Here is a 23909-nt window from a genome sequence, read left to right as displayed (position 1 = left end):
GCATGCGATCAACGCAGCCGTGCCCTGGTAGTCAACCACAAGTGACGTGATCGTTCCTCTTCAGAGATGTTGTCGTGACCGCCCTCTCACCGGCTGATTGTGGCGATGAGGTCGGGTTTCAATGCCGCCAACTGCGCTCCCCAATACGGCCACGAAGGGTTGCCGGACGGCGGGAAATCGAACGTCGCGTTGGTGCCTCCGGCCGCGGTGTAGGCGGCCTGGAAATCCTTGTTGCTCGCCGATGCCATCGACTCCAGATCGCTCTGGCCGCCGGGTGCGCAGTAGATCCAGAGCCGGGTGCCGTTGTGGGCGATCGTGGCGGCTTGCAGCACCGGGTCGTTGCGCTTCCACGCGGGGTCCCACGGTGCGCCCCACATGTTGTCGACGTTGTAGCCGCCTGCGTCGAGCATGGCTACCCGGATCGCCTGCTGCATGAGGAGGGCTGACGGATTGAGGAAGCCCGACAGCGAGGCCGCGTAGATGAACTGCTGCGGATGGTAGGCCGACAGGATCAGCGCGGCGCCGCCGGACATCGACAGGCCGACCACGCCGTTGCCGGTCGCCGAGACCTGCCTGTTGGCGGCCAGCCACTGCGGCAGCTCGCTGGTCAGGAAGGTCTCCCACTTATAGGTGTAGGGCTGCTTGTTGAAACTCGACGGTGTGTACCAGTCGCTGTAGAAGCTGGACTGCCCGCCGACGGGCATCACCACCGAGACGCCCGTGCCGAAGAACCACTCGAACGCCGGTGTATTGATGTCCCAGCCGCTGTAGTCGTCCTGCGCGCGCAGTCCGTCGAGCAAGTAGACCGCGTGGGTGCTAGAGCCCGATGTCGCCGGCCCGGCGGCTCCGCCGCCCTGGAACTGCACGCGGATGTTTCGGTTCATCGACGGCGAATACACGTCGAGGTACTCCACCGGAAGGCCGTCCCGCGAGAACGCTCTCGCGCTCGGCACGCCCATGACTGCTGCCAGCGCGGCCAGCAGCAGGGCGGTGACGAGGGAGGCTCTCACGGCACGAACCATCGGTTGCTCAACTCATTCATTCACGGCATGGCGCAACCGCTGTCGACACTGACATTGGTTCGCCAAGCGTTGTCACACTTGACTGTGTATCGCCGCGACTTGACCGCAGCGTTACCGGCGAGAGCCCGGCTGGCAAACTAAACTACCGGGTCGGAGATGTATTCGTGAAACCTGCTGACCTAAACCCCACGTCAGTGAGATATCGGCCACATTTCAGTTGAGCTCCAAGCTCTTTCGCTGCGCGTAACAGCTTGCACTCGGCCCACTTTGGCCCCACACGCCAAAACCTGACGCGACTGTCAGCCAGTTCGTGGCGAGGCTACGGGCCGGTCGCCGGCAAGCCGGTGTACCGCGTCCCCTTCAACGGCGGCTCCGGCAGTCCGCAACGTTGCAATTCGTACTCGGGCACTCGATCGATGCGGTAACGGGTGAAGTCGAGCGCATGCAGAACGTTCGACACAAACCGGCGAATCCCCAACGGCTTCCGGATGGAATTCAACATCGCGTCGGTCTCCGGGCAACCCAGGGCCACCCCGGCCTCGGTGATCCAGCCCTCGTCGAGGTACGGCGGGACGTACGGATGCTCCTTGAGCCAAGGGCCCTCGGCAACGGCCCAATCCGGGAAGAGGTTCTTGTCGTGACCGATGCGGCCGTCGTCCAGCCGCGCGGTATGCGCCGCAATCGGATTGGCAAGGCCGATCTGGTCAATCACCCTGATATCCAGCCCGACGTTCATGCCGAGCATCCCCAGGTTAGTGAAAAAGACTGTGTGCGGGGCTATTTGGCGGCGCCACGCATCCATCGAGACACCGGGCGGCGGCGGTGGGGGCGGGTAGGCCGGCACCACATCCCACACGTCGTAATTCCCCGATGGCAGCAGCAGCGCACCGTCGGGAGTGTTGTTGATCGCGGTCAGGACCGCACGCATTCGCGGGTAGTCCAGGTAGTCGGCGGCGGTCAGCGGATGCGCGTGACCCGTTGCCTGAGAATAGAACCGCCGCTCGTCGACGATGCCCGAATACGTGACCCTGGTGGCGTCGGGACCCATGCCCGGCGAGTTCGCCGCCCACAACGACCAGCCCACCACGCCCAGCCACAACGCGGCGGTCGCGCCGGCCAGCACCACGCCCCGGTCCCGGGTTGCCGCGATGGTGTCGGGCAGCACGACGGGAATCACCGAGACCGGAGCCAGCAGGCAAAACACCGGCGTCAGCAAAACCCGGCCGTGCATGAAATCGCCGCCTTGACGGATCCAGTACAAGGCCTGCACCAGACCACTCACGAGCATGAAAATGACCACGGCGGTGGGGCTTTGGATCCGGCTGGCCAGTCGGCCGGACTTGCCGGCCAGCTGCGCGCGGCTGCCGGTGTTGCGTGCCGCCAGCAGGACTCCGCCGAGCGCGATCACCAAAACCGCAGCCAGCCACAGTGCGTAGGGCGCATTGAAGTTGGCCAGGTAGATCAGGCCCTGCGCCCACTTGTCACCGGAGGCGTCCTTGGCCAACGCGGTCTGCGGGAAAAGCAGCCCGTAGTAACCCATCCGGAAAACCTGGTAGCCCACCGGGAACAAGCCACCGGCGACCACGATGAGCAGCCGGCTGAGCCAGCCGCGGGCGGCGACGAGCATCATCACCAACGCCAGCCCGCCGACCAGGGCGAGCTCGGGACGGACCAGCACACTCAAGCCGGCGACGAACGCCAGCGTCGCGGTGAAGACGGGGCCGCTGCCCTGGCGCCGGGGCGCTTGCGACCAGGCCACCATCATCCACCACAGCAGGCCTATCCAGGCGAGCACCAGGCCGTTCTCCAGGCCTGAGGTGGCGAAGTCACGGGCGGGCGGGATCGCGATGTAGACCAGGGCGCCGGCAGGCAGCAACAGCGCCCGCCGCCCCTGCAGCCCGGGCGCGAATAGTCTTGCGGTGCCGATCATTACGAACACCACACCCGCGACGGACAAGCCTAGCGCCAGCGCCAGCGCGACATATTCCAGCCGCACCGGTCCGCCGACGAGTCCGCCGAAATAGGTCAGAAAGGTCCACAGCGTGGAGGTGTTGGATTCCACCCGCTCACCGGCATTGAACACCGGCCCGTTGCCGGCCAGCAGATTGCGCACCGTGCGCAACACGATCAAACCGTCGTCGGCGATCCAGCGTCGCTGCCAGGCCCCCCAGAACCACAACGCGGCGACAACCACGACGCTCAGCCACAAGCTGACGCGGGCCCACGAGCGCAGCGGGAACGCCGGTGCCCAAGGCATTTTCAGTGGCCCGGCGTCGGCCGCTGAGGTCGGCGTCTCAGCCGAGGATGACCGCGGCACCGATGGTCCCGATCCACGCCAGCAACAGCAGCTGCAGCACCCGATCCTTCAGCGCGATGTCCTCAGGTTCACCGGCCATTCCGCCGTCGACATCGACGGCGTACCGCAGGATCGCGATGGTGATGGGAATGATCGTGACCGCGTACCACGACGCGTTCGCGCCGTCCCGCTCGAAGGCCCACAGGCTGTAACAGACCACCATCGCGGTGGCCGCCACGGTCCAGACGAACCGGAGGTAGGAGGCCGTGTAGCTCTCGAGCGACTTGCGGATCTTGGCGCCGGTGCGTTCGGCGAGTTGCAGTTCGGCATAACGCTTTCCGGCCACCATGAACAGCGAACCGAATGTCATCACCAGCAGGAACCACTGCGATAGCGGGATGCCCGCTGCTGCTCCGCCGGCAATGGCCCTGATCAGGTACGCCGACGACACGATGCAAATGTCCAACACCGCTTGATGTTTGAGCCCGAAGCAGTATGCGAGCTGCATCGCGATGTACACGCTGATCACGATGGTCAGATTCACCGAGGCCAGCAGTGAGAGTGCTAGTGCACTGATGCCCAGCACGACGGCCAGGGTGTAGGCCAGCGATGCGGGAACTACGCCCGCGGCAATCGGGCGGAATTGTTTGGTCGGATGCTGACGGTCGGCCTCGACGTCACGCGAGTCATTCACCAGGTAGATGCACGAGGCCGCCAGCGAGAATGCCGCGAACGCGATCAGGATCTTGATTGCGACCTGCTGGTAGTCGTACTGCACGTTGCCGCCGAGCGCCGCGATCGGGGCAAGCAGTACAAGCAGGTTCTTGACCCACTGGCGCGGTCGGATGGCCTTGATGATTCCGGTGAACAGATTGCTCGGTGGTCCGGCGACCTGCTTGGCTTCCTCACTCATGGGCGCTCACTTCCGCTTCTCCTTCTGCGGTGAAGCAAAACAGCCGGCCGTCTTCGCGACAACGGCGCCGACCGCCGCCCCGGCAATGACGTCCGTCGGGTAATGCACGCCGAGCACCAGCCTCGACAGGGCCATCGCGGGCACCACTGCCAACGGCAGCCGTGAACGGGTGGCCCGGCTCAGCAGCATAGCCGCGGCGGTCGAGGAGGTGGCGTGGGCGGAGGGAAAGCTCAGCGCGCTCGGCGTGCCGACGTTGACCGCGACAGCCGGATGGTTGGGCCGCTTACGGCGGACCACCAACTTGATCGCGATCGCGGCGGCATGGGCGGCCACCGCGCCGACGCCCACGAGCACCCAGTCACGCCGGCGCTTCGGCATGGCCAGCGCGCCAAGCGCCGAGAGCGCCACCCAGCCCTGGGCGTGCTCACCGAAATGGGACATCGACCGGGCCACCTCGATCACCGCGGGTGTACCCAGCCTCGACTGGACGGCGACCAGGACGGCGAGTTCGCCGCTGGCGCGGGGCGCGACCGGTTCCGGGACGCTGCCGTCAGGCATGGGTGGAAGTGTTCTCGAGCAGCACCGTTTCCCACTTCTCCTTGCTGGCGAGCACCGGCAATGCCTTGCGATAGACCTTGCGCATCCGGTTGAACTTGCGGGCCAGCTGCACCTGGCGACGCGTCGAAGCACTCAGCAGCGCGAACATCTTCGCGCGGTCGCGCTGCCGGTAGACCACACCTCGGCCGTCGGCAGTGGTCACGGTGACACCGTCGACACGGCACAGCGAGAACCATCGGGCGTCCTGCGTCGCGACGTTGATCTGCGGGCGCTCGTGGTGCACCGGATCGTGCTGCTTGAGCTGGTGGGCCACCCCGCGGGTGAGCCGCAACGAGATCGACAGCGGGTTGGTCGGGATGTTCACCTTCTTGCGCCACCGCTTATCCGACGGGGTGGGCAGCGCAGTCGCACTGGGCAGCACGACGGCGTCGGGGTACTGCGCCCGCATCTGCCGCACCTCGGGCAGCGCCGCCTCCAGGATGGAGAAGACGTGTTCCGGTCCGGCGAGGAAATCGTCCATCGCCTTGTTCTGGATGGCAACGGTCGAATACTCAAGGCACAGAAGATGTTTGAGTGTCGCCTTCATATGGCTGGCGATCAGGCCCTTGACGTTGCCGTCCCAGTGCATCGCGGCCACCACCAACCGGTTGCGCAGGTGGAAGTACGCCTGCCAGTCGATGGCGTCATCCTTGTCACTCCAGGCCATGTGCCAGATCGCCGCACCGGGCAACGTGACGGTGGGATAGCCGTGCTCCCCTGCCCGCAACCCGTACTCGACGTCATCCCACTTGATGAAGAGCGGCACGGGCTGGCCGAGCTCCTCGGCTACCGACCGCGGAATCATGCACATCCACCACCCGTTGAAGTCGACGTCGACACGGCGGTGCAGGAGCTTGCTGCGGTACTCCTCTTCGTCATTGAGCGGGTACTTGGCGAAGTTGTGGTCGTATTCGGTGTTGACCGCGCCCGACCACATGAAGTTTGCCTGGTCGACCATCTCGCCCATCACGTGCAGATGTGAGGGCTCTTGGAGGTTGAGCATCTGCCCGCCGACCAGCGTCGGCGTCTTCGCAAACCGGTTGAGCGCCAACGCCCGCAGCACCGAGTCCGGCTCGATGCGGATGTCGTCGTCCATGAACAGGATCTGTTCGCAATCGGTGTTCTTCAGCGCCTCGTACATCACCCGGCTGTAGCCGCCGGAACCACCGAGGTTGGGTTGGTGGTGGACCGAAAGGCGGTCGCCGAGCTTGGCGGCGGCAGCCGGGAAGTCGGGGTGCGCGGTGGACTTGTCGGTGCCTTGGTCGGTGACGATAACCGCAGTGATCACGTTGTCCACCAACGGATCCGAGGTCAGCGCCGCCAGCGCATTGACACAATCCGAGGGCCGGTTGAAAGTCGGTATCCCCACGGCGACGCTGGCCCGGCCAGGCGCAGGCACGGGTGCGTACCAGCCCGCGCTGTGCACGGTGACCTTGGTGTCGGTGGTGATGTCGAACCAGATCCAGCCACCGTCTTCGAAGGGGTGCAGCCCGATCTCGAACTCCGCGGCGGTCGGCGTCGTCGCGTCCGGACTGCTGACCTCGGTGCCGCCCACGGTGATTCGGGCCCCAGTGGCCTTGGACCGGTAGACGTCGACGCGCGCTGACCCGGTCAGTTCGACCCGCAGAACCACCGACTCCAACGTGGACCAGCGCCGCCAGTAGCTGGCCGGGAAGGCGTTGAAGTACGTCGCGAAAGACACCTCGGACTCCGCGCCGATCTCCAGCGTGGTGCGGGTGGGCGCATGCGCCCGGCGCGCGTTGGTGTCCGATTCTTCGATGTAGAGCTTGCGGACGTCGAGGGGCTCGCCCGGTCGCGGGAGGATCACCCGGGCCAGCAGGCTGATTGCTTTGGTTTCGCCGGCCGCGATCGGTCCGGACGGAATCTCGCTCATGCTGTGCCGCTTTCGGTTTCGTCTTGGCCCAGCGGCGCACCGTCGCGCAGGTGTGGCGCCAGGATGTTGTCGTACATGTTCAGCGCGCTGGCGATCGCCATGTGCATGTCCAGGTACTGGTACGTGCCCAGCCTGCCGCCGAAGAGGACTCTCTCCGACGAGGTCTCCTGCCGAGCGCGGGTCCGGTAGGCGGCGAGCACCGCGCGGTCGGCTTCGGTGTTGATCGGGTAGTACGGCTCGTCGTCGTCGGCGGCGAATCGCGAGTACTCCCGCATGATGACCGTCTTGTCGGTCGGGTAGTCACGTTCCGGATGGAAGTGACGGAACTCGTGGATGCGGGTGTAGGGCACGTCGAGGTCGTTGTAGTTCATCACCGGGGTGCCCTGAAAGTCACCGGTCGGGAGCACTTCCATCTCGAAGTCCAGGGTGCGCCAGCCCAGCCGCCCTTCCGCGTAATCGAAGTAGCGATCCAGCGGGCCGGTGTAGATGACCGGTGCGTCGGGGCTCTGAGCCCGCAGGGCATCGCGGACGTCGAACCAGTCGGTGTCGAGCCGGACCTCGATGCGGTCGTCGGCGGCCATGTTCTCCAACCACTTCGTGTAGCCCTCGACCGGGAGGCCCTCGTAGGTGTCGTTGAAGTAGCGGTTGTCGAAGTTGTAGCGGACCGGCAGGCGGTTGATCACGGCGGCCGGGAGGTCGACGGGGTCGGTCTGCCATTGCTTGGCGGTGTAGCCCTTGACGAACGCCTCGTAGAGCGGGCGGCCGATCAACGAGATCGCCTTCTCCTCGAGGTTGGCAGCCGCGTCGGTCTCGAACTCGGCGGCCTGCTCCTTGATCAGCTGGCGTGCCTCGTCGGGGGTGAAGTACTTGCCGAAGAATTGCGCCACCAAGCCCAGTCCCATCGGGAACTGGTAGGCCTGCCCGCCGTACATCGCGAACACCCGGTGCTGGTATCCGGTGAAGTCGGTGAACTGCCGGACGTAGTCCCACACCTTGGTATTAGAGGTGTGGAACAGATGCGCGCCGTACTTGTGGATCTCGATGCCGGTCTGCGGCTCGGGCTCGGAGTAGGCGTTGCCACCGATGTGCGGCCGGCGGTCGACGACCAGCACACGCTTGCCGAGCTGGCTGGCCACCCGCTCGGCAATGGTCAGTCCGAAGAAGCCGGAGCCAACGACGAAGAGGTCGAAGGAGCTGGGATCGGCCCGGGACTCTAGACCGGCGGGCAGGAGCGAAGCGACCCGGGATTCTGACTCAGTCATCGGGCCCTAGGTTATCGGACCAGGTCGGTGTGACCCGCATCGCAAGCCCGGGTGGCAGCCGGAAATCAAGTGGGCTCGTACCGAATGCAGGTCGCAATTGGCTCACGATTCAGCATCGTCACTTCAGTCACAGCAGTCACACTCGTACCATCGATCACGTTGGCTTCAGATTCGGCGCACGGCCGAATTCCGGGCCCTACGAATTTAGTTCAGACACGAACGTTGTCTAGATATTGAGGAGACTTCCGTGCCTAACAGCCGCCGACGCAAGCTCTCGACAGCCATGAGCGCAGTCGCCGCATTGGCCGTCGCAAGTCCTATTGCCGCTATTGGCGTGGTCGAACTGACCACTACCCCGCAGAAGGCACCCGAACAGCGCGAGTTCGTCCGCGCCGCGGTGGTGACCGACCTGCCGAACGAGTTGATGTCCGCGCTGCAACAGGGTCTGTCGCAGTTCGGGATCAACCTGCCACCCCTACCGACGGGCCTGAGCCCGGCCGGCGCCCAACCTGCGCAGGCCGGCCCCACGCTGACGACGCCGAGCCTGACTGCGCCCGGCCTCACCACGCCGGGCCTGACGGCACCGGGTCTGACCACGCCCAGCTTGACCACGCCCGGGCTCACCACCCCGAGCCTGACCACGCCGGGCCTCACAACGCCTGGTCTGACCACTCCCGGTCTGACCACGCCCGGTCTGACCACCCCCGGCCTGACCACGCCGAGCGTCAGCACGCCCGGTCTGACCACCCCCAGCCTGACCACACCTGGTCTGACCACACCTGGTCTGACCACGCCTGGCCTGACCACCCCGGGGGTCACTGTGCCGTCGGCGTCGGCCTCGCTGACCGACCCCGGACTGACCAATCCCGCGCTGACCACCCCTCAGCTCGGTGTCGGCACCCCGTCGTTGGCCACCCCCGGGTTGACCAGCCCGTCGGCGACCGGCCTCGGCTTGCCGAGTGAGATTCCGATCAGCACGCCGGCCGCTGGGACCTATCCGATCCTCGGCGATCCCTCGCTGGCCATGCCCAGCGCACCGGCCGCGTCCGGCGGGATCATCAGCGACCTGAGCAGCGCCGCCAACCAGCTTGGCGTCGGACAGGCGATCGACCTGCTCAAAGGCGTAGTCATGCCGTCGATTACCCAAGCGATGCAAGGCGCCTCCGCGGCGGCTGCTGCCCCCGCGGCAGCGGCACCTCCGGCGGGATAACAAAGACCTGCTTCGGAACGGCACCGCAGGGTGGGTCAGGCCGCTAGGTCAGTGAACCCGGAGAGGCCCCTGCGGTGCCGTTGCAGGTCTCAGGCATCACTTTCTTCACACTGGCCCGTGTCGAAACACTGGTATCAGAGAGCACATACGTAACATCGCCTTGTGCTGTCCCGTCGACCCGCGCCGTCGATCGTGTTCACCGCAATCGCGGCGACCGTCGTCATCTTGCCGTGGGCGGTCACCGGGGTGCCCGGTTCGGATCACAAAGACGGCCCCAGCGCCGCTGACACCGTGCTGTCCCAGCAGCCGCTGACCGGACTGGGTGGCGGTCAGACGATCCGCGAAATCAGCCAGACCGCGCCGTTCTCGATGGTGGCGTTGACCGGTACCGACCTCACCGGAACATCGGCGCGGGTGCGCGCCAAGCGACCGGACGGAAGTTGGGGCCCGTGGTACGACGCGGAGACCCTCGAGTCCAACGCCGACGACACCCAGCACGGCGGACCGCGCGGCACCGACCCGGTGTTCGTGGGCACCACAACGTCGGTGCAGATCGCAGTCACCCGTCCGGCCAACGCACCGATCACCAGCGCGCCGCCCGAAACCGGTCTCGACGCAGGCAAGGAACTCGGCTACGTGCCCGCCACAGCCGAACAGCCCTTCGCCCAGAACATCTCGGCCGTGCTGATCACCCCACCGAAGGCGCCCGTCGACTCGCAGTGGCAGCCGCCGACGGCCGCGCTGGGACCGGGCCAGCCGCCGAACATCATCAGCCGCGCCCAGTGGGGCGCCGACGACCATATGCGCTGCGGTAATGCCGCCTACGGCAACGGAATTCGCGCAGCAGTGGTACACCACACCGCGGGCAGCAACGACTACGCACCGGAAGATTCCGCGGCTATCGTCCGGTCGATCTACGCGTACCACACCCGCACCCTGGGCTGGTGCGACATCGCCTACAACGCCCTGGTTGACAAGTACGGTCAGGTCTTCGAAGGCCGGGCCGGCGGCATCACCAAAGACGTACTCGGTTCGCACACCGGCGGATTCAACCGCGATGTGTGGGGCGTGTCGATGATCGGCGACTTCGAAGACGTTCCGCCCACCGAGATCCTGGTCCGCACGGTCGGCAGGCTGCTCGGCTGGCGGATGGGCCTGGACCGGGTCAACCCGCTGGGCACCGTGACCCTGAGCTCGGCCGGCGGCGACTACACCTTCTTCCCCGCCGGGGCGACCCCGACATTGCCGACGATCTTCGCCCACCGCGACGTCGGCAACACCGAGTGCCCGGGCAACGCCGGCTATGCCGCGCTCAGCCAGATTCGGGACATCGCAGCTCGTTTCAACCGGCCGCCTGACCTCGTCGAATCAATGCGCGGCGGTGCGATCTTCGGCAAGTGGGAAGCCATGGGCGGCAAGGACGGACCTCTCGGGGAGCCGACGTCTCCCGAGTCCTCCGCCGACGGCGCCGCGAAGTATGTGACGTTCGAGCATGGCGCGATCTATTGGTCGCCGAGCACCGAGGCGCAGCCGCTGACCGGTGCGATCTACGAGGCGTGGGCATCGCTGGGTTATGAGCGCGGCGCGCTGGGCCTGCCGACCAGTGGCGAGATCCAGGAACCCGAATGGATCGTGCAGAACTTCCAGCACGGCACCCTCAACTTCGACCGGCAGACCCACAACATCCTGCGGGTGGTCGACGCGCTGACCCTGGTGATGCCGCCGCCGCCCGCCGAGGGGCCGCCGGTTCAGTTGGAGCGGTTCACCCGCGCCGCGAACCCGGTGCTCGAAGCACCCGCAAGCTAAAGCCACCAGCGTTCGAGAACGCGCGCCAACCCGTCGTCGGTATTGGGCGCGGTCACCTCGTTGGCGGCCGCCATCGCTTCCGGGTGAGCATTGCCCATCGCGACGCCGTGGCCGGCCCAGAGCAGCATCGGCACATCGTTGGGCATGTCGCCGAACGCGATCACATCCTCGGCGGTGATACCCAGCGGTCGTGCGACTTCTTCGACGCCGGTCGCCTTGCTGGTCCCGCAGGGATTGATCTCGATCAGGCCGTTGTTCGTGGAATAGGTGATATCGCCTTGGATGCCAATGTGTTTGGCAAGTTCGGCGGCCATCTCCGCACTACTCGCACCCGCCTTGCGGATCAGCAGCTTCACCGCGGGCGCGCTGAGTAGATCTTCGATCGAGACCTCGGTGTTGTCCGGGTTGAGCCAGGCGTGCTCGTAACCGGGCGAGCTGACGAACTGTGGTGTCGCCGAGTCATGCGCGCTGCGGCCGACCCGCTCGACGGCCAGGCCCGCCCCCGGAATCACCCGGGTGGCGATTTCGGCGAGCTCAGCGAGCGCGTCGACGGCCAGGGTGCGCGCGGAGATGATGCGGTCCTGATCGGAGTCGTAGATCACCGCACCGTTGGCGCACACCGCCATCGGGGCGAAACCCAGCGCCTCGACGACGGGCGGGATCCACCGCGGCGGGCGGCCCGTCGCCAACACGAACTGAACACCGGAGGCCACCGCCGCGCGGACGGCCTGGCGGGTACGCGCCGTAACGCGCTCGTCGTCGTCGAGCAAGGTGCCGTCCACATCGGTGGCGATCAGCGCCGGCAGCATCAGTGATGCTCCCTTGTACGGCGGGCACGTTCGGCCAGTTCAGCCTCATCGAGTCGCTTGGCCTCGTCCAGGCTCGGGGCCCCGCCACCGAGAACCTCTGGCACCCAATACTCGCCGGGCGGATGAGGGTAGGCCAGCTGCACCTCACGCAGGACAGTACTCATCTGGTCCCGGAGGGTGGCTTCCAGCTCGGCGGCCGGACCCACCGGCAGCAGCGGTCGGCCGAACCGGACAGTGCACGGAATTTTGTTACGGCGCAACTGCTTTGGATGGTCCTTCGTCCACACTCGGTGGGGTCCCCACACGATGCAGGGAACGATCTGCACTTGCGCCTCCAGCGCCATCCGCGCAGCTCCAGTCTTGAAGTCCTTGAGGACGAAGGCCCGGCTGATCGTGGCCTCGGGGTAGACCCCGACGAGCTCACCGGCGCGCAGCTGGCGGACCGCCTCGGCATACGCATCGGCACCGGCCCGCCGGTTCACCGGGATGGTCCCCGTGTGTTTGATCAGAAAATTCACCACCCGCACGTCCTGCATCTCCGCCTTGATCATGAACCGGACCCGGCGCCTGCGGCGGCGGATGCCCAGCGCCGCGGGCAGGAAGTCGACGTAGCTGGTGTGATTGATCGCGATCACGGCACCACCGCGCACGGGAATGTTCTCAAGGCCCTCGAAGGTGATCTTGGTTCCCGCTGCCCTGACCGCCATCGAGGCGACGATCTCCAGGGTGCGGAAAACGGGTTCCATGACTGCTACCCCGCTGGCCCTGGCGGATCACCGCGCTGCGCTCGTTTGGCCGCCTTTTCCGCGGCTTCGGCTGCTTCCATATCGGAGGCTTCCGCCAGAGTCGGCGCCCCGCCGCCCAGCCGGTGCGGCACCCAGAACTCGCCGGCCGGGTGGCCATACGTGTCCTGCACGCGTTCAAGCATGTGCTGCATTCTCGAGTGCAGCAGTGCGGTGAGCTCATTGGCCGGCAACGTCGGCGCGATGGGTTCGCCCACCGCGATCGTGATCGGCACCTTAGGCCGCCACAAATTGCGCGGATGGCCCTTTGTCCAGATGCGCTGAGCGCCCCACACGATGTGCGGGACGATCGGCACGTCGGCGGCGATCGCCATCCGTGCCGCGCCCGACTTGAAACCCTTGAGCTCGAAGCTGCGACTGATCGTCGCCTCCGGATAGACCCCCACCAGCTCCCCGTCCTTCAGCGCCAGGCAGGCCGCGTCGAAGGAGGCGGCACCGCTGTCCCGGTCCACCGGGATGTGTCGCAGGCTGCGCATGATGGGGCCGGTGACCTTCGCGTCGAAGACCTCTTGCTTGGCCATGAATCGCACCTTGCGGCCGCGGCCCTGCCGATACGCGGGCAGGCCGGCGAAGGTGAAGTCGAAGTAGCTGGTGTGGTTGATGGCGATGACGGCCCCACCGGTGGCGGGCAGGTTCTCGACTCCAGTCACGGTGAACTTCAGTCCCTGTACCCGCCAGGCCAGGCGGGCGAGCTGGATGACAGTCCCGTATACCGGTTCCACAGCGATTAGCCTAGCCCGCGCAGGATGCCGGCCGTGCACGGACCGCTAAGCTCGTTTCGGGTGCAGCGACCACGGGAAAGGGGATTTGTGCAGGTCACCAGCATCGGCCACGCCGGTTTTCGGATCGACACCGCGGCGGGAAGCATCCTGTGCGACCCGTGGCTGAACCCCGCTTATTTCGCGTCATGGTTCGTCTTCCCCGACAACAGTGGCCTGGACTGGGCCGCTATCGGCGACTGCGACTATCTCTACGTCTCACATCTGCACAAGGATCATTTCGACCCGAAGCTGCTCGCCGAGTACGTCAACAAGGACGCCGTCGTGCTGCTGCCGGACTTTCCGGTGCCCGACCTGAGACGCGAACTCGAGAAGGTGGGCTTCCACCGCTTCTACGAGACCGCCGACTCCGTCAAGCATCGAATCAGCGGGCCCAAGGGCGAGCTGGACGTGATGATCGTCGCGCTGCGGGCTCCGGCCGACGGGCCCATCGGGGACTCCGGACTGATCGTGTCCGATGGCACCACAACGGTGTTCAACATGAACGACTCACGGCCGCTGGCGGCGGACGTGCTGGCCGACGCCTTCGGCCACATCGACGTGCACATGCTGCAGTACTCGGGCGCGATCTGGTACCCGATGGTCTACGACATGCCCGCACGGGCCAAAGAGTCGTTCGGCACGCAGAAGCGCCAGCGCGGTATGGACCGCTGCCGGCAGTTCATCTCCGATATCGACGCGACGTGGGTGATCCCGTCGGCCGGGCCGCCTTGCTTCCTGGATTCCGCGCTGCGCGACCTCAACGACGACCACGGCGACCCCGCCAACATCTTCCCCGACCAGATGGTCTTCCTTGATCAGATGCGGCGCAACGGCAATGACGGCGGCCTGCTGATGATTCCTGGATCGGTGGCCGAATTCACTGGCACACAACTCGATTCGCTGACCCATCCGCTGCCGACGGCCGAAGTCGAGGCGATCTTCACCACCGGCAAGGCCGACTACATCGCCGACTACGCCGAGCGAATGGCGCCGGTGCTGGCCGCCGAGAAGGCGCGGTGGGCACCGGCCGCCGGGGAGTCTCTGCTGGAACCATTGCGGGCGAAGTTCGAGCCGATCATGCTGCAGAGCGATCAGATCTGCGATGGCATCGGCTATGCGGTGGAGCTGCGGCTGGGCGCAGAGACCATTGTGGTGGATTTTCCGAAACGTGCTGTGCGCGAACCGATTGCGGACGAGAAATTCCGCTACGGCTTCGAGATCGCGCCGCAGCTGGTGCGCACGGTGCTGCGCGACGACGAGCCGGACTGGGTCAACACCATCTTCCTGTCCACCCGGTTCCGGGCGTGGCGGGTCGGCGGGTACAACGAGTATCTGTACACCTTCTTCAAGTGTCTGACCGACGAGCGGATCGCCTATGCCGACGGCTGGTTCGCCGAGTCGCACGACGACTCCAGCGACGTCGAGCTGAACGGCTGGACCGTCCAGCGTCGCTGCCCCCACTTGAAGGCGGATCTGTCGAAATTCGGTGTGGTGGAAGGCTCGACGTTGACGTGCAACCTGCACGGCTGGCAGTGGAACCTGGAGAACGGCCGCTGCCTGACAACCAAGGGCCACGAATTGCGGAGCTCCCGGCAATGAGCGCCCCACCGCAGCACTACGATGACGGTCTGGTTCAACTGGACCGCTTCGCATTGACGTTGCGGCGCTACCACTTTCCGTCGGGCACCGCCAAGGTGATCCCGCTACAGGCCATCAAGGGCTACAAAGCCGAGCCGCTGGGATTGTGGATGCAACGCTTCCGGCTCTGGGGCAGTTCGGATCTGCGACGCTGGATGCCGCTGGACATCTACCGGCCGGTCAAGTCGACGCTGGTCACTCTCGACGTGCCCGGCACCACTCCGAGTCCGGCATTCACCCCGGTGAAACCGCGGGAGTTTCTGACAACGCTCGATGAGTTGCTCAAGGCCACCTAAGCTCAGCGGATGCTCGAGGTTGTCACCAAAGGTGCCAGCACTGCAGCCCATCCGACGCCGCTGCTCTTTGTGCACGGCGGCTGGCACGGCGCGTGGTGCTGGGCGGACAACTTTCTGGACTTCTTCGCCGGTCAGGGCTTCCTCGCCGCCGCGGTGAGTCTGCGTGGCCACGGCGGCAGCCCGGCCCCCGGGCCGTTGAACTCATGCACCATCGCCGACTACGTGGGTGACGTCGCCGCCGCGGCGGCCCAACTCGGCTCCAGCCCAGTGGTCGTGGGGCATTCGATGGGCGGGTTCGTCACGCAGAAGTACCTCGAGAAGCATCGCGCCCCGGCCGGTGTCTTGATGGCCTCGATGCCGTCGCGTGCGGCGCACCGGGCCGCGGTGGCGTTCCGCATCACGCGCGCTCGTCCCCTGGTCTCCCTTCGGGCCTACACCGTCGGCACCACCGCCGAGCTGGTCAACACTCCATTGCTTGCGCGCAAGCACTTCTTCTGCGACACCACACCGGAATCCGTGATCGTGGAGTGCGCACAGCGTCTGCAAGCGGAGGGGTCACACGGCGGCGGTTTACGCTTTCGTTTCAGGCCAGGCCGGGTGAGCACACCCCTTCTGGTGCTCGGTGGCGAGGAGGACCGAAGCGTCAGGCCCCGCGAAGTCCATACAACGGCCCGCGATTACGGGACCACGGCCGAGATGTTCGCCGGCATGGGCCACAACATGATGCTGGAGCCCGGCTGGCGCCTTGTCGCCGAGCGGATCCAGTCGTGGCTGGGCAGTCACGACATCTAGCGGTTGACGGCTAGGGCGACCAGACCAGTTGGCGCAGTTCGGATGCCGCGTCGCTCTCAGTGTCGTAGACGCGCACGATCGCCTCGTCACCCGGCTGCAGATACGTCGACTCCCCCAGCTCGGTGTAGCGCGTCGCGCCGATGCCGATGAGCACCCGCTGCGGCCGACCCGAGGCCACCATCAGCGCGCCGACATCCTCCAAAGGCGTTTCGGGCGAACCCTTTTGGTTGGCCAGCCGCTCGACGATCCAGTCCAGCAGCACCTCGCCGTAATACGAGTAGCCCAACAGCGGGCTGTCCACGCCGTACTCATGGTGCGCACCGTCGGCGGTCCGCAGATGGCACAGCAGCCGCAACGTCGCGGTCGGGCCGTCCGGAGTCAGATCGCTGATGTCGAAGAACTGGTGCGCAACACCTTTGGACGCTCGCCCCCAGTTCTTCTTGTGGCTGATCTTGGGTGCGTTGGGGCGGCGGATCGAGCAGTCGTTGAACGCCCCGAGCGCGAACGGCCGCAGCGTGACGACCCTGTCGCCCTCCCACACCACGTCACAGGCCAACCCGACCTCGGGCTCGATCTGCAGGTTGAGCGGGCCGTCAGCCTCGGTCGTCTCGGGCACCATCAGCGCATCGTGCGATAGCGGGAACTCCCCCAGGAAGCTGTCGTGGCCGGGCGCGTACCACGGGAAGATGCCCTTGGGGGCGACGCCCTCGCTGGCGACGTTGACGAAATCGACTGCCTCACCGGCTTGTTCGAGATGCCCGGCGAAGTTTCCGGCGACGCCGAAGCCGAACCAGCTTTTGACCTCGTCGAGGTCGAGTTCGATCACGGTTGCAGGACCTCCGTCCCAACGTAAGGCACCAGGGCGGCGGGAACACGCACGCTGCCGTCTGGCTGTTGATGGTTTTCCAGGATCGCGACCAGCCACCGGGTGGTGGCCAGCGTGCCATTGAGCGTCGCCGCGATCTGCGGCTTGCCGTTCTCGTCGCGGTAGCGGGTGGCCAGCCGGCGGGCTTGGAACGTCGTGCAATTCGACGTCGAGGTCAGCTCGCGGTAGGCCTGCTGGGTGGGCACCCAGGCTTCGCAGTCGAATTTGCGTGCGGCCGACGACCCGAGATCCCCGGCAGCAACATCGATCACGCGGTAGGGCACGTCGATGAGCTCGAGCATCTGGCGCTGCCAGCCCAGCAGCCGCTGGTGTTCGGCCTCGGCGTCCTCGGGACGGCAGTAGACGAAGGCCTCCACCTTGTCGAACTGATGCACCCGGATGATGCCGCGGGTGTCCTTGCCGTAGCTGCCCGCCTCGCGCCGGAAGCACGACGACCACCCGGCGTAGCGCAGCGGGCCATCGGACAGGTCGAGGATCTCGCCGGAGTGATAGCCGGCCAGCGGCACCTCCGAGGTGCCGACCAGATACAGGTCGTCCTCCTCGAGGTGGTAGATCTCGTCGGCGTGGGCGCCGAGGAAGCCGGTGCCGGCCATCACCTCGGGGCGCACCAACACCGGCGGGATCATCAAGGTGAAGCCGTTGTCGGTCGCCAACCGCACCGCCAGCTGCAGCAGGCCGAGCTGCAGCAGCGCGCCGCGGCCGGTCAGGAAGTAGAACCGCGAACCGGACACCTTCGCGCCGCGTTCCATATCGATGAGCCGCAGCGCCTCACCGAGCTCGAGGTGGTCCTTCGGGTTCTCGATCTGCGGCGGCTCGCCCACCACCTCGAGCACGACGAAGTCGTCCTCGCCGCCGGCCGGAACACCGGAGATGATGACGTTCTGAAGGCCCATGTGCGCGGCGCTGAAAGCCGCTTCGGCTTGGGTCTGCTCAGATTCAGCCGACTTGACCGCAGCTGCAAGTTCTTTAGCCTGTTCGAGCAGCGCGGGCCGCTCGTCCGGGGACGCCGAACCGACCTTCTTACTCGCGGCCTTCTGCTCGGCCCGCAGTGAATCGGCGGTCGATATCGCCGCCCGGCGCGCGGTGTCAGCGAGCAGCAGGGCGTCGACGAGGCCCGGGTCCTCACCACGGCTGAGCTGGGACCGCCGTACCGCATCGGGGTCGTCGCGCAGCAGTTTCAGGTCGATCACGCCCGCAACCCTAGCTATTGCCGTCGGCCGCCGCGTCGGCCCCTCCGACCGATCGCACAGCACAACCCCATAACAGTACAACTGCATCACTTGTCACACGCCTCGCCGTGGCTGCCACAATGGAGGCGATGTTGCAGTTATCCGACCGCGGGGACGTGACGCCAGAGCTGCCCGAACCGGGCGCGCCGCGGCGCACTTTTTTGGGCACTTTCCAGGCCGCCTCGACCCGTCGGGTACTACTGCTGACCGCGCTCGGCGCCCTGCTGATCGCCGGTGTTGTGACCGCCCTGCCGATCGGGCTCAACAACCGCTTGGCCGGGTACGCGGGCTCCGACCCGCTGTCGGGCGCCAAGGGCACCGCCGCATTCGCCAACGCCAAGGCCGGCAGCTGCCTGAACTGGCCGGGCAAAGACCCCGACTCGGCCACCATCGTGGACTGCAAGAACGACCACCGCTTCGAGGTCGCCGAATCGGTCGACATGCGGACATATCCAGGAACCGAATACGGACCCGACGCCGCGCCGCCGACCGCCGCCCGCATCCAGCAGATCAGCCTCGAGCAGTGCCAGCCCGCCGTTGAGCGCTACCTCGGCGACAAGTTCGATCCCAACAGCAAGTTCACGATCAGCATGCTGTGGTCCGGCGACAAGGCGTGGAAGCAGGACGGCGAGCGGCGCATGCTGTGCGGGCTGCAGCTGCCCGGACCCGACGGTCAGCAGACCGGGGTCAAGGGCCGGGTGGCCGAGGTTGACCAGTCCAAGGTCTGGCCGGCCGGCACCTGCCTCGGGATCGACCCGCCCACCAGCCAGCCCACCGACGTGCCCGTCGATTGCGGCGCGCCGCACGCCATGGAGGTCACCGGCTCGGTGAATCTGGCCGAGAAGTTCTCCGGGGCGATTCCGTCGGAGGCCGACCAGGACGGGTTCATCAAGGACGCCTGCACGCGGATGACCGACGCGTACCTGGCACCCCTGCAGCTGCGCTCCACCACCCTGACGCTGATTTACAGCACGATCTCGCTGCCGAGCTGGACCGCGGGCAGCCACCAGGTGGCCTGCAGCATCGGCGCCACCCTGGGCAACGGCGGGTGGGCGACGCTGATCAACCCCGCCAAGGGTGCGCTGCTGATCAACGGGATGCCGCCGACCCCGCCGCCGGACATTCCGCAGGAGCGGCTGAGCCTGCCGTCGATCCCGTTGCTGCCGTCTGCCCCGACGACGCAGTACTCGCCGTCGACCAGCGACAGCAGTCAGTCCAGTCAGTCCAGTCAGTCGAGCGAGACCCAGCACCTGCCGCAACAGGCGACACAACAGTCGCAGGCACCCACCACGACGGCGGCGCCCAGCACCACCGCGGGCGCGCCGCCGCAGGACGGCAACGTCCTCAACGGCCAGTTCGTGCCCGCGCAGCCAGGCCAACCGCCCGTCGACGCACCCCCGATGGATGGCCCTCCCCCCGCCGACGCGCCGCTCCCCGCGGCACCCCCGCCCGCGGGCCCGCCGCCCGGACCAGCTGACGCCGTTCCTCCGCCGGCTTAGTGCCCGTACAGATGGACCGGCAACGGTTCGAGGAATTGGTCGGCGACGCACTGGATCTGATTCCGCCCGGACTCGCCAAGGCGATCGACAACGTCGTGATACTCGTCGAGGATCACCACCCAGAAGATCCTGATCTGCTGGGCCTCTACGAGGGCGTCGCGCTCACCGAGCGCGATTCCAGTTACGCCGGATCACTTCCGGACACAGTCACCATCTACCGCGAGCCGCTGCTGGACATGTGCGACACCGAAGCCGACGTGGTCGAGGAAGTCGCGATCACGGTAATCCACGAGATTGCACACCATTTCGGCATTGACGACGATCGATTGCACGAATTAGGTTGGGGCTAAACCACTCTCAGCGCGCTGGGTCGCCGTTCCAGATGAAACTGTTGACATACTTGCCCATATCCTGAGCGATCTGCACGTTGGCGCCCGACGGCAGGCCGGGGCCGAAGTCCGGGCCGAACGCGTGATAGGGGCCGACCGCACCGGCCACCAGCGCCAGGTCGTTCTTGACCGAAACCAGCAGCACCGTGCGGATGCGGATGTAGCTGTTGCTGGTGCCCTGCGGCCACGAGTCGGCCACCTCCCCGTACCCGCGCTGGTAGCCGACCATCGCGTTGGGGATCTCGTAGGCGATCTTGGCGTCGGGGAACTTCTGCTTCAGCAGATCCCTGGCGATGGTCTGCGCGTCGCGACCGCGGGCCGGCTCCGAGAACAACTGCAGGACACCGGTATCCCCGCCAGTGAACTTCGCGGTCACCCCGTTGCCCTTGGTCTCGACCTCGTATGCCGAACCGGGCACCGGGTAGGACACCGAGAACGACCCGTCCGGCGCGGTGAAGCGCGGCAGCCCCGTGACCGGTGTGCCCATCGGCGGGGCACCGCACTCCGGCGGGCACATGTAGCGCGGCGCCTTCTTGGTCACCATCAGTGACACCCCGACCAGTGTCAGGGCGACGACGACGATGCCGGCGACCCACAATCCGACGGTGCGGCTGAACCGGACATGACGAATCTCGGGGGCGACATAGGTGCCTGGCGGCAGCGCGTAGCCAAGGAACTGCTCCGACTCGGGAGCAGCCGAGGGTGTGGTCACGAGCCCTCCGTGGCGACCTGACGCACCGGCCGGGCCTCGCGACGCTCGTTCCTCGACGCACGTGACGACGCCCGCGTCGCCACGCCGCAGGCCGGGCAGAACGCCATGTCCGGCACGACGTGATGACAGTGGATGCAGAGCAGCGGCTCGTCCTGCTCGATCGGATCAGGTGCTTCGTGCATCAGCGCGAGCTGCACGGCGATCCGCAGCAGCACCACGACGACCAGGGTCAGGACGACGTGGACTATGAGCATCCGCAGTTGTGGCATTCCCATGATGTCGGTGACCGCGGCGCAGGTGTGAATCACCACGACCACGACCGCCAGGACCCACAGCGCGGCACGAATCCGGCCGGGATGCTCATGCGGGTTGGAGGGCTGCCCCTTGAACCACAGGGCAATGCCGACGGTGCCGCCGGCCGCGGCGGCGGTCAGCGGGATCGTCACGCCGCAGAGGATGGCTTCGACGAGCAGGCTCAGGAACGGCCTGCTGTGCACCAGCAGCCCGCTGGCGAATTGCGGAGCCAACCGGGTCAACGTCGATCCGGCGGCGAACATCAGTGCCGCCAGCGCACCAATAACGAAGCCGTCCAACGACTCTCGCGACTTAGGCTGAAGCAGGCGGACGAGGACGGTTGGCACCAGCATCAGGATCATGCCCCCGGCGGGGATCGCCACCCCCTCGCGCATGAGGTGGTGGATCGCCAGGCCGGCGGCCATCGGGACACCATAGGCGCGGGCGACCATCTGGCCGGTCAGCAGCACCCAGCCGACGCCGAGGGCCGCACCCAGCGTGCCGGCCAACACGACCGCCCAGACGGACATATCGCGGTAGACGGACGACTCACTGAGGTAGAGCACGAACAGCAGCGGCAGCCCTAGCGCGGCGACGGTGATCAGCGCTGCCGGCATCTTGATGACGGCGAACAGCACGAGCCCGACGAGCACGAGCGCGAGCCCCACCCGAAATGGCGTGCGCGACCGCTGCGGCAGATGAGGGAACAGGGAGCTGGCGATCGCGGGCCGCATCACGCTCTCGCCGGGAGACGCGCCGAAGACGTCACCGCGCAATGAGCGCAGCCAGCGCGGTCCCCGCGTGGGCTCCGAGGCCAGGTGACCGCCGCAGTAACCGCAGAACGCTCCGGCCGGAACGTCGATCTGGCAGACGCCGCACTCCATCGTCGGCACTTCGTCGTCGTCGTCCGGGTGGGTCATCCGACCACTTTCTGGGTCACCAGAATATTCTGCGCCAGGTTTTCGACATTGGGCGTGCCAAGGCCGGTGACCAGGTCGTAGCCCGGGCCCGCATCGTCCACCGCGTTGCCGCCGAGGACGACGTCGCGAAACGCCGGCAGTGGTGTGCCCTCGGCGATGGTGTACAGAATCGGATTGATATTGCCGATCAGCGAGCCGCCCTTGTCGACCACGTACTGGTTCATCAATGCGGTCATCCCGGCCCAGACGGGCGCCGCCAGCGACGTGCCGCCGCCGATGATCACCTGCTGGTTGAACACGATCTGCACGCCGGTGAACGGGTCGGCGACGGCAGCGATGTCCGGCGTGAGCCGCTTGCCGCCACCGTTGGGGACATTCAGATGCTGTTGCCAGTCCGGGCGATCGAAGAGCGCCGACACACCGCCACCGGTGCCCTGGGACAGCGGCGGGTCGAACCATGACTGTTCGGCCAGCCAACCGCCCTTGGCGTCGGTCGACACTGTCGTGCCGCCGACGTCGGTCATCTCCGGCATCGACGCCACCGCATCGAGCCCGACGTCGTTGTTGCTCGGCGGCGACGACCACTCGTCGCCGCCCTTGCAGTCGAGGCCGGCCAGGTCACCGCTGGCGTCGAACGCGGTCGTGCCGGAGCGGTGCGCGGCGGACAGCGCCGCGCGCACCGGCGCCAGGTCGGCGGCGGTGATGAGCTTGTCGCAGCCCCAGCCGATGGAGAAACTCCACACCGCACCCGGATAGCTCCGCGCGGTGTCCTCCATCAGTTTCGCGATCTTCTCGTACGACCCGTCACCCTCGACGGTGGAGCGGGCGTTGACCAATACCTTCTTGGCGTCCGGCGCGATGCCGTGGATCGCCTCGAGGTCCATGGTGGCCTCGCCGCGGCGGGCCGGCGGCATGCCGCCCACGACATCCGGGGTGAATTTCGGGAGGTTGAAACTGGTCGCGAAGGTGTCGAGGTCGGCTTGGTCGAAGCCGTCGAAGGCGAATACGACGACGGTGGTGCCCTTGCCGGTATAGCCCTTGTCGTGCAACGGCATCGCGTTGTAGGTGCGCAGCAGCGCGCTGGGATTCAGACCTTGGTCAGGGACCTCGAGCGGAAGCATCCAGACCTTCGACTCGCGGTGCGGCGTGTAGCCGAGAATGCGGCCGAGCCCGGCCACCTCCACGTTGAGTGATTGCGGAACGGACGGCTGCTGGGGCGAGGCGTAGAACACCTGGCCGCGCTTACCCCGGTAGTCATGGACGTCGACATCGAAGGCGCCAGACACCGCGGCGGGTGCACCTTCCAGGATCGCCCAGCTGTCTCCCGGCCGCCAGCGCACCGAAAGGTTTTGTCGGACAGCCCATCCCATCAGAAGGTCAGGGCGTGAATCGTCGCGCAGCGCAGCGGTCAGCTGGACATGGTCGGTGTGTGCCGGACCGAGGTCGACCGAGCTGGCGAGCAGAGACGCGTACGGGCCGCTGATCACCCCGGACTCGGCGGGTGCCGAGGACCGATGGAGATCAGCGACCAGTACTGCGGCTGCGGTCAGCACCCCCAGCAGTCCCACCACTGACAGCGCGCGAAGGCGATGTACCCCGATCACTGTCGGCGGCAGGTCACTGCGGAGGGATGCGGACCGAGTGGCTCAGTTGCCGCCGGTGATGACGTTGCCGGGCAGCGCGGTCGGTGCCGGCGGAGCCTTGACAGTGGGTGTGAAGGAGTTGGGGCCGCCAGGCGACACAGCCTTCTCCGTGGGCGACGGCGCGGGAGCGCTCGTCGTCGTGGTCGGCGTGGTGCTCTCCGGCGCCTTGTCCTTGTCCTTACCGCAGGCGGTCAGTGTGCCCATGCCGACGATCGCGAGCCCGCCAGCACAAAGCGCA

22 protein-coding genes are annotated in these 23909 nt (G+C 66.6%); 7 read left to right on the top strand and 15 right to left on the bottom strand.

What is annotated here, in order from left to right; translation table 11 throughout:
- Nucleotides 1-86 precede the first annotated feature (86 nt).
- The 6 genes from SLQ31_RS01980 to glf form a co-directional block, all read right to left on the bottom strand.
- Entirely contained in the window at nt 87-1022 is a 936-nt protein-coding gene (locus tag SLQ31_RS01980) for an alpha/beta hydrolase family protein (protein ID WP_319429186.1), read from the bottom strand.
- Between the two features lie 319 nt (nt 1023-1341).
- A complete protein-coding gene (gene zomB, locus SLQ31_RS01975) occupies nt 1342-3279 on the bottom strand; it encodes a flagellar motor control protein ZomB (RefSeq protein WP_319432765.1) in 1938 nt (645 codons plus the stop codon).
- 37 nt (nt 3280-3316) lie between these two features.
- A complete protein-coding gene (locus SLQ31_RS01970) occupies nt 3317-4231 on the bottom strand; it encodes a decaprenyl-phosphate phosphoribosyltransferase (protein WP_319429185.1) in 915 nt (304 codons plus the stop codon).
- Nucleotides 4232-4237: 6 nt separating this feature from the next.
- A complete protein-coding gene (locus SLQ31_RS01965; RefSeq protein ID WP_319429184.1) occupies nt 4238-4789 on the bottom strand; it encodes a phosphatase PAP2 family protein in 552 nt (183 codons plus the stop codon).
- Entirely contained in the window at nt 4782-6722 is a 1941-nt protein-coding gene (locus SLQ31_RS01960) for a glycosyltransferase (RefSeq protein WP_319429182.1), read from the bottom strand. The genes SLQ31_RS01965 and SLQ31_RS01960 overlap by 8 nt, the downstream gene beginning before the upstream one ends.
- Nucleotides 6719-7984 (bottom strand): UDP-galactopyranose mutase, encoded by a 1266-nt coding sequence (glf, locus tag SLQ31_RS01955; RefSeq protein WP_319429180.1) that lies wholly within the window; start codon nt 7982-7984, stop codon nt 6719-6721. Before glf ends, SLQ31_RS01960 begins: the two co-directional genes overlap by 4 nt.
- Nucleotides 7985-8231: 247 nt before the next feature.
- Between glf and SLQ31_RS01950 the strand changes: the two genes are divergently transcribed.
- Nucleotides 8232-9194: a hypothetical protein gene (locus SLQ31_RS01950; protein ID WP_319429178.1), complete on the top strand. Its 963-nt coding sequence runs from the start codon at nt 8232-8234 to the stop codon at nt 9192-9194.
- Nucleotides 9195-9356: 162 nt separating this feature from the next.
- A complete protein-coding gene (locus SLQ31_RS01945) occupies nt 9357-11000 on the top strand; it encodes an N-acetylmuramoyl-L-alanine amidase (protein ID WP_319429176.1) in 1644 nt (547 codons plus the stop codon).
- On the opposite strand, the gene SLQ31_RS01940 is transcribed toward SLQ31_RS01945, so the two are convergent.
- From SLQ31_RS01940 to SLQ31_RS01930, 3 genes are read right to left on the bottom strand one after another with little or no spacing between them, the layout of a single operon-like run.
- A complete protein-coding gene (locus SLQ31_RS01940) occupies nt 10997-11809 on the bottom strand; it encodes an HAD family hydrolase (RefSeq protein ID WP_319429174.1) in 813 nt (270 codons plus the stop codon). The genes SLQ31_RS01945 and SLQ31_RS01940 overlap by 4 nt on opposite strands.
- The gene (locus SLQ31_RS01935; protein WP_319429172.1) at nt 11809-12555 is read right to left on the bottom strand and encodes a lysophospholipid acyltransferase family protein; all 747 of its coding nucleotides are present in this window, start codon (nt 12553-12555) and stop codon (nt 11809-11811) included. Before SLQ31_RS01935 ends, SLQ31_RS01940 begins: the two co-directional genes overlap by 1 nt.
- Before the next feature lie 5 nt (nt 12556-12560).
- A complete protein-coding gene (locus SLQ31_RS01930) occupies nt 12561-13334 on the bottom strand; it encodes a 1-acyl-sn-glycerol-3-phosphate acyltransferase (protein WP_319429170.1) in 774 nt (257 codons plus the stop codon).
- Between the two features lie 87 nt (nt 13335-13421).
- Here SLQ31_RS01930 and SLQ31_RS01925 point away from each other — a divergent pair, with 87 nt between their 5' ends.
- Genes SLQ31_RS01925 through SLQ31_RS01915 form a run of 3 tightly spaced genes read left to right on the top strand, consistent with a single transcriptional unit; the run spans nt 13422 to nt 16099 of the window.
- Nucleotides 13422-14972, top strand: coding sequence for an MBL fold metallo-hydrolase (locus SLQ31_RS01925; protein WP_319429168.1), 1551 nt, complete (start codon nt 13422-13424; stop codon nt 14970-14972).
- Nucleotides 14969-15307, top strand: coding sequence for a hypothetical protein (locus tag SLQ31_RS01920; protein WP_319429166.1), 339 nt, complete (start codon nt 14969-14971; stop codon nt 15305-15307). The genes SLQ31_RS01925 and SLQ31_RS01920 overlap by 4 nt, the downstream gene beginning before the upstream one ends.
- A gap of 9 nt (nt 15308-15316) precedes the next feature.
- A complete protein-coding gene (locus SLQ31_RS01915) occupies nt 15317-16099 on the top strand; it encodes an alpha/beta hydrolase (protein WP_319429164.1) in 783 nt (260 codons plus the stop codon).
- A 10-nt stretch (nt 16100-16109) separates the two neighbouring features.
- On the opposite strand, the gene SLQ31_RS01910 is transcribed toward SLQ31_RS01915, so the two are convergent.
- Complete coding sequence (locus tag SLQ31_RS01910; protein WP_319429162.1) at nt 16110-16925, bottom strand: DUF5718 family protein; 816 nt, start codon at nt 16923-16925, stop codon at nt 16110-16112.
- On the bottom strand, nt 16922-18175 hold the full coding sequence (gene serS, locus SLQ31_RS01905; protein ID WP_319429159.1) for a serine--tRNA ligase: 1254 nt from the start codon (nt 18173-18175) through the stop codon (nt 16922-16924). Before serS ends, SLQ31_RS01910 begins: the two co-directional genes overlap by 4 nt.
- A 119-nt stretch (nt 18176-18294) precedes the next feature.
- Between serS and SLQ31_RS01900 the strand changes: the two genes are divergently transcribed.
- Both SLQ31_RS01900 and SLQ31_RS01895 read left to right on the top strand, forming a co-directional pair.
- Nucleotides 18295-19713 (top strand): septum formation family protein, encoded by a 1419-nt coding sequence (locus SLQ31_RS01900; RefSeq protein ID WP_319432762.1) that lies wholly within the window; start codon nt 18295-18297, stop codon nt 19711-19713.
- Nucleotides 19713-20063, top strand: a complete 351-nt coding sequence (locus SLQ31_RS01895) for a metallopeptidase family protein (RefSeq protein WP_319429158.1) — start codon at nt 19713-19715, stop codon at nt 20061-20063. The genes SLQ31_RS01900 and SLQ31_RS01895 overlap by 1 nt, the downstream gene beginning before the upstream one ends.
- 7 nt (nt 20064-20070) lie before the next feature.
- Here SLQ31_RS01895 and SLQ31_RS01890 read toward each other — a convergent pair whose 3' ends face one another.
- From SLQ31_RS01890 to SLQ31_RS01875, 4 genes are all read right to left on the bottom strand, one after another.
- Nucleotides 20071-20814, bottom strand: a complete 744-nt coding sequence (locus SLQ31_RS01890; RefSeq protein ID WP_319429156.1) for a hypothetical protein — start codon at nt 20812-20814, stop codon at nt 20071-20073.
- Nucleotides 20811-22028, bottom strand: coding sequence for a zinc ribbon domain-containing protein (locus SLQ31_RS01885; RefSeq protein WP_319429154.1), 1218 nt, complete (start codon nt 22026-22028; stop codon nt 20811-20813). Before SLQ31_RS01885 ends, SLQ31_RS01890 begins: the two co-directional genes overlap by 4 nt.
- Nucleotides 22025-23596, bottom strand: a complete 1572-nt coding sequence (locus SLQ31_RS01880) for a S8 family serine peptidase (RefSeq protein ID WP_413641496.1) — start codon at nt 23594-23596, stop codon at nt 22025-22027. The genes SLQ31_RS01885 and SLQ31_RS01880 overlap by 4 nt, the downstream gene beginning before the upstream one ends.
- A 78-nt stretch (nt 23597-23674) precedes the next feature.
- On the bottom strand, nt 23675-23875 hold the full coding sequence (locus SLQ31_RS01875) for a hypothetical protein (RefSeq protein ID WP_413641495.1): 201 nt from the start codon (nt 23873-23875) through the stop codon (nt 23675-23677).
- Between the last annotated feature and the right edge of the window lie 34 nt (nt 23876-23909).

It is taken from the genome of Mycobacterium sp. RTGN5, from assembly GCF_033804465.1.
Taxonomy (GTDB): domain Bacteria; phylum Actinomycetota; class Actinomycetes; order Mycobacteriales; family Mycobacteriaceae; genus Mycobacterium.
This window is presented reverse-complemented; position numbering and strand designations above follow the sequence as displayed.

Bases quoted from the DNA above. Each gene is read 5' to 3' on its own strand.
- SLQ31_RS01980 (WP_319429186.1), bottom strand. From the start codon at position 1,022: ATGGTTCGTGCCGTGAGAGCCTCCCTCGTCACCGCCCTGCTGCTGGCC.
- zomB (WP_319432765.1), bottom strand. From the start codon at position 3,279: ATGCCTTGGGCACCGGCGTTCCCGCTGCGCTCGTGGGCCCGCGTCAGC.
- SLQ31_RS01970 (WP_319429185.1), bottom strand. From the start codon at position 4,231: ATGAGTGAGGAAGCCAAGCAGGTCGCCGGACCACCGAGCAATCTGTTC.
- SLQ31_RS01965 (WP_319429184.1), bottom strand. From the start codon at position 4,789: ATGCCTGACGGCAGCGTCCCGGAACCGGTCGCGCCCCGCGCCAGCGGC.
- SLQ31_RS01960 (WP_319429182.1), bottom strand. From the start codon at position 6,722: ATGAGCGAGATTCCGTCCGGACCGATCGCGGCCGGCGAAACCAAAGCA.
- glf (WP_319429180.1), bottom strand. From the start codon at position 7,984: ATGACTGAGTCAGAATCCCGGGTCGCTTCGCTCCTGCCCGCCGGTCTA.
- SLQ31_RS01940 (WP_319429174.1), bottom strand. From the start codon at position 11,809: ATGCTGCCGGCGCTGATCGCCACCGATGTGGACGGCACCTTGCTCGAC.
- SLQ31_RS01935 (WP_319429172.1), bottom strand. From the start codon at position 12,555: ATGGAACCCGTTTTCCGCACCCTGGAGATCGTCGCCTCGATGGCGGTC.
- SLQ31_RS01920 (WP_319429166.1), top strand. From the start codon at position 14,969: ATGAGCGCCCCACCGCAGCACTACGATGACGGTCTGGTTCAACTGGAC.
- SLQ31_RS01915 (WP_319429164.1), top strand. From the start codon at position 15,317: ATGCTCGAGGTTGTCACCAAAGGTGCCAGCACTGCAGCCCATCCGACG.
- SLQ31_RS01900 (WP_319432762.1), top strand. From the start codon at position 18,295: ATGGAGGCGATGTTGCAGTTATCCGACCGCGGGGACGTGACGCCAGAG.
- SLQ31_RS01885 (WP_319429154.1), bottom strand. From the start codon at position 22,028: ATGACCCACCCGGACGACGACGACGAAGTGCCGACGATGGAGTGCGGC.
- SLQ31_RS01875 (WP_413641495.1), bottom strand. From the start codon at position 23,875: ATGGGCACACTGACCGCCTGCGGTAAGGACAAGGACAAGGCGCCGGAG.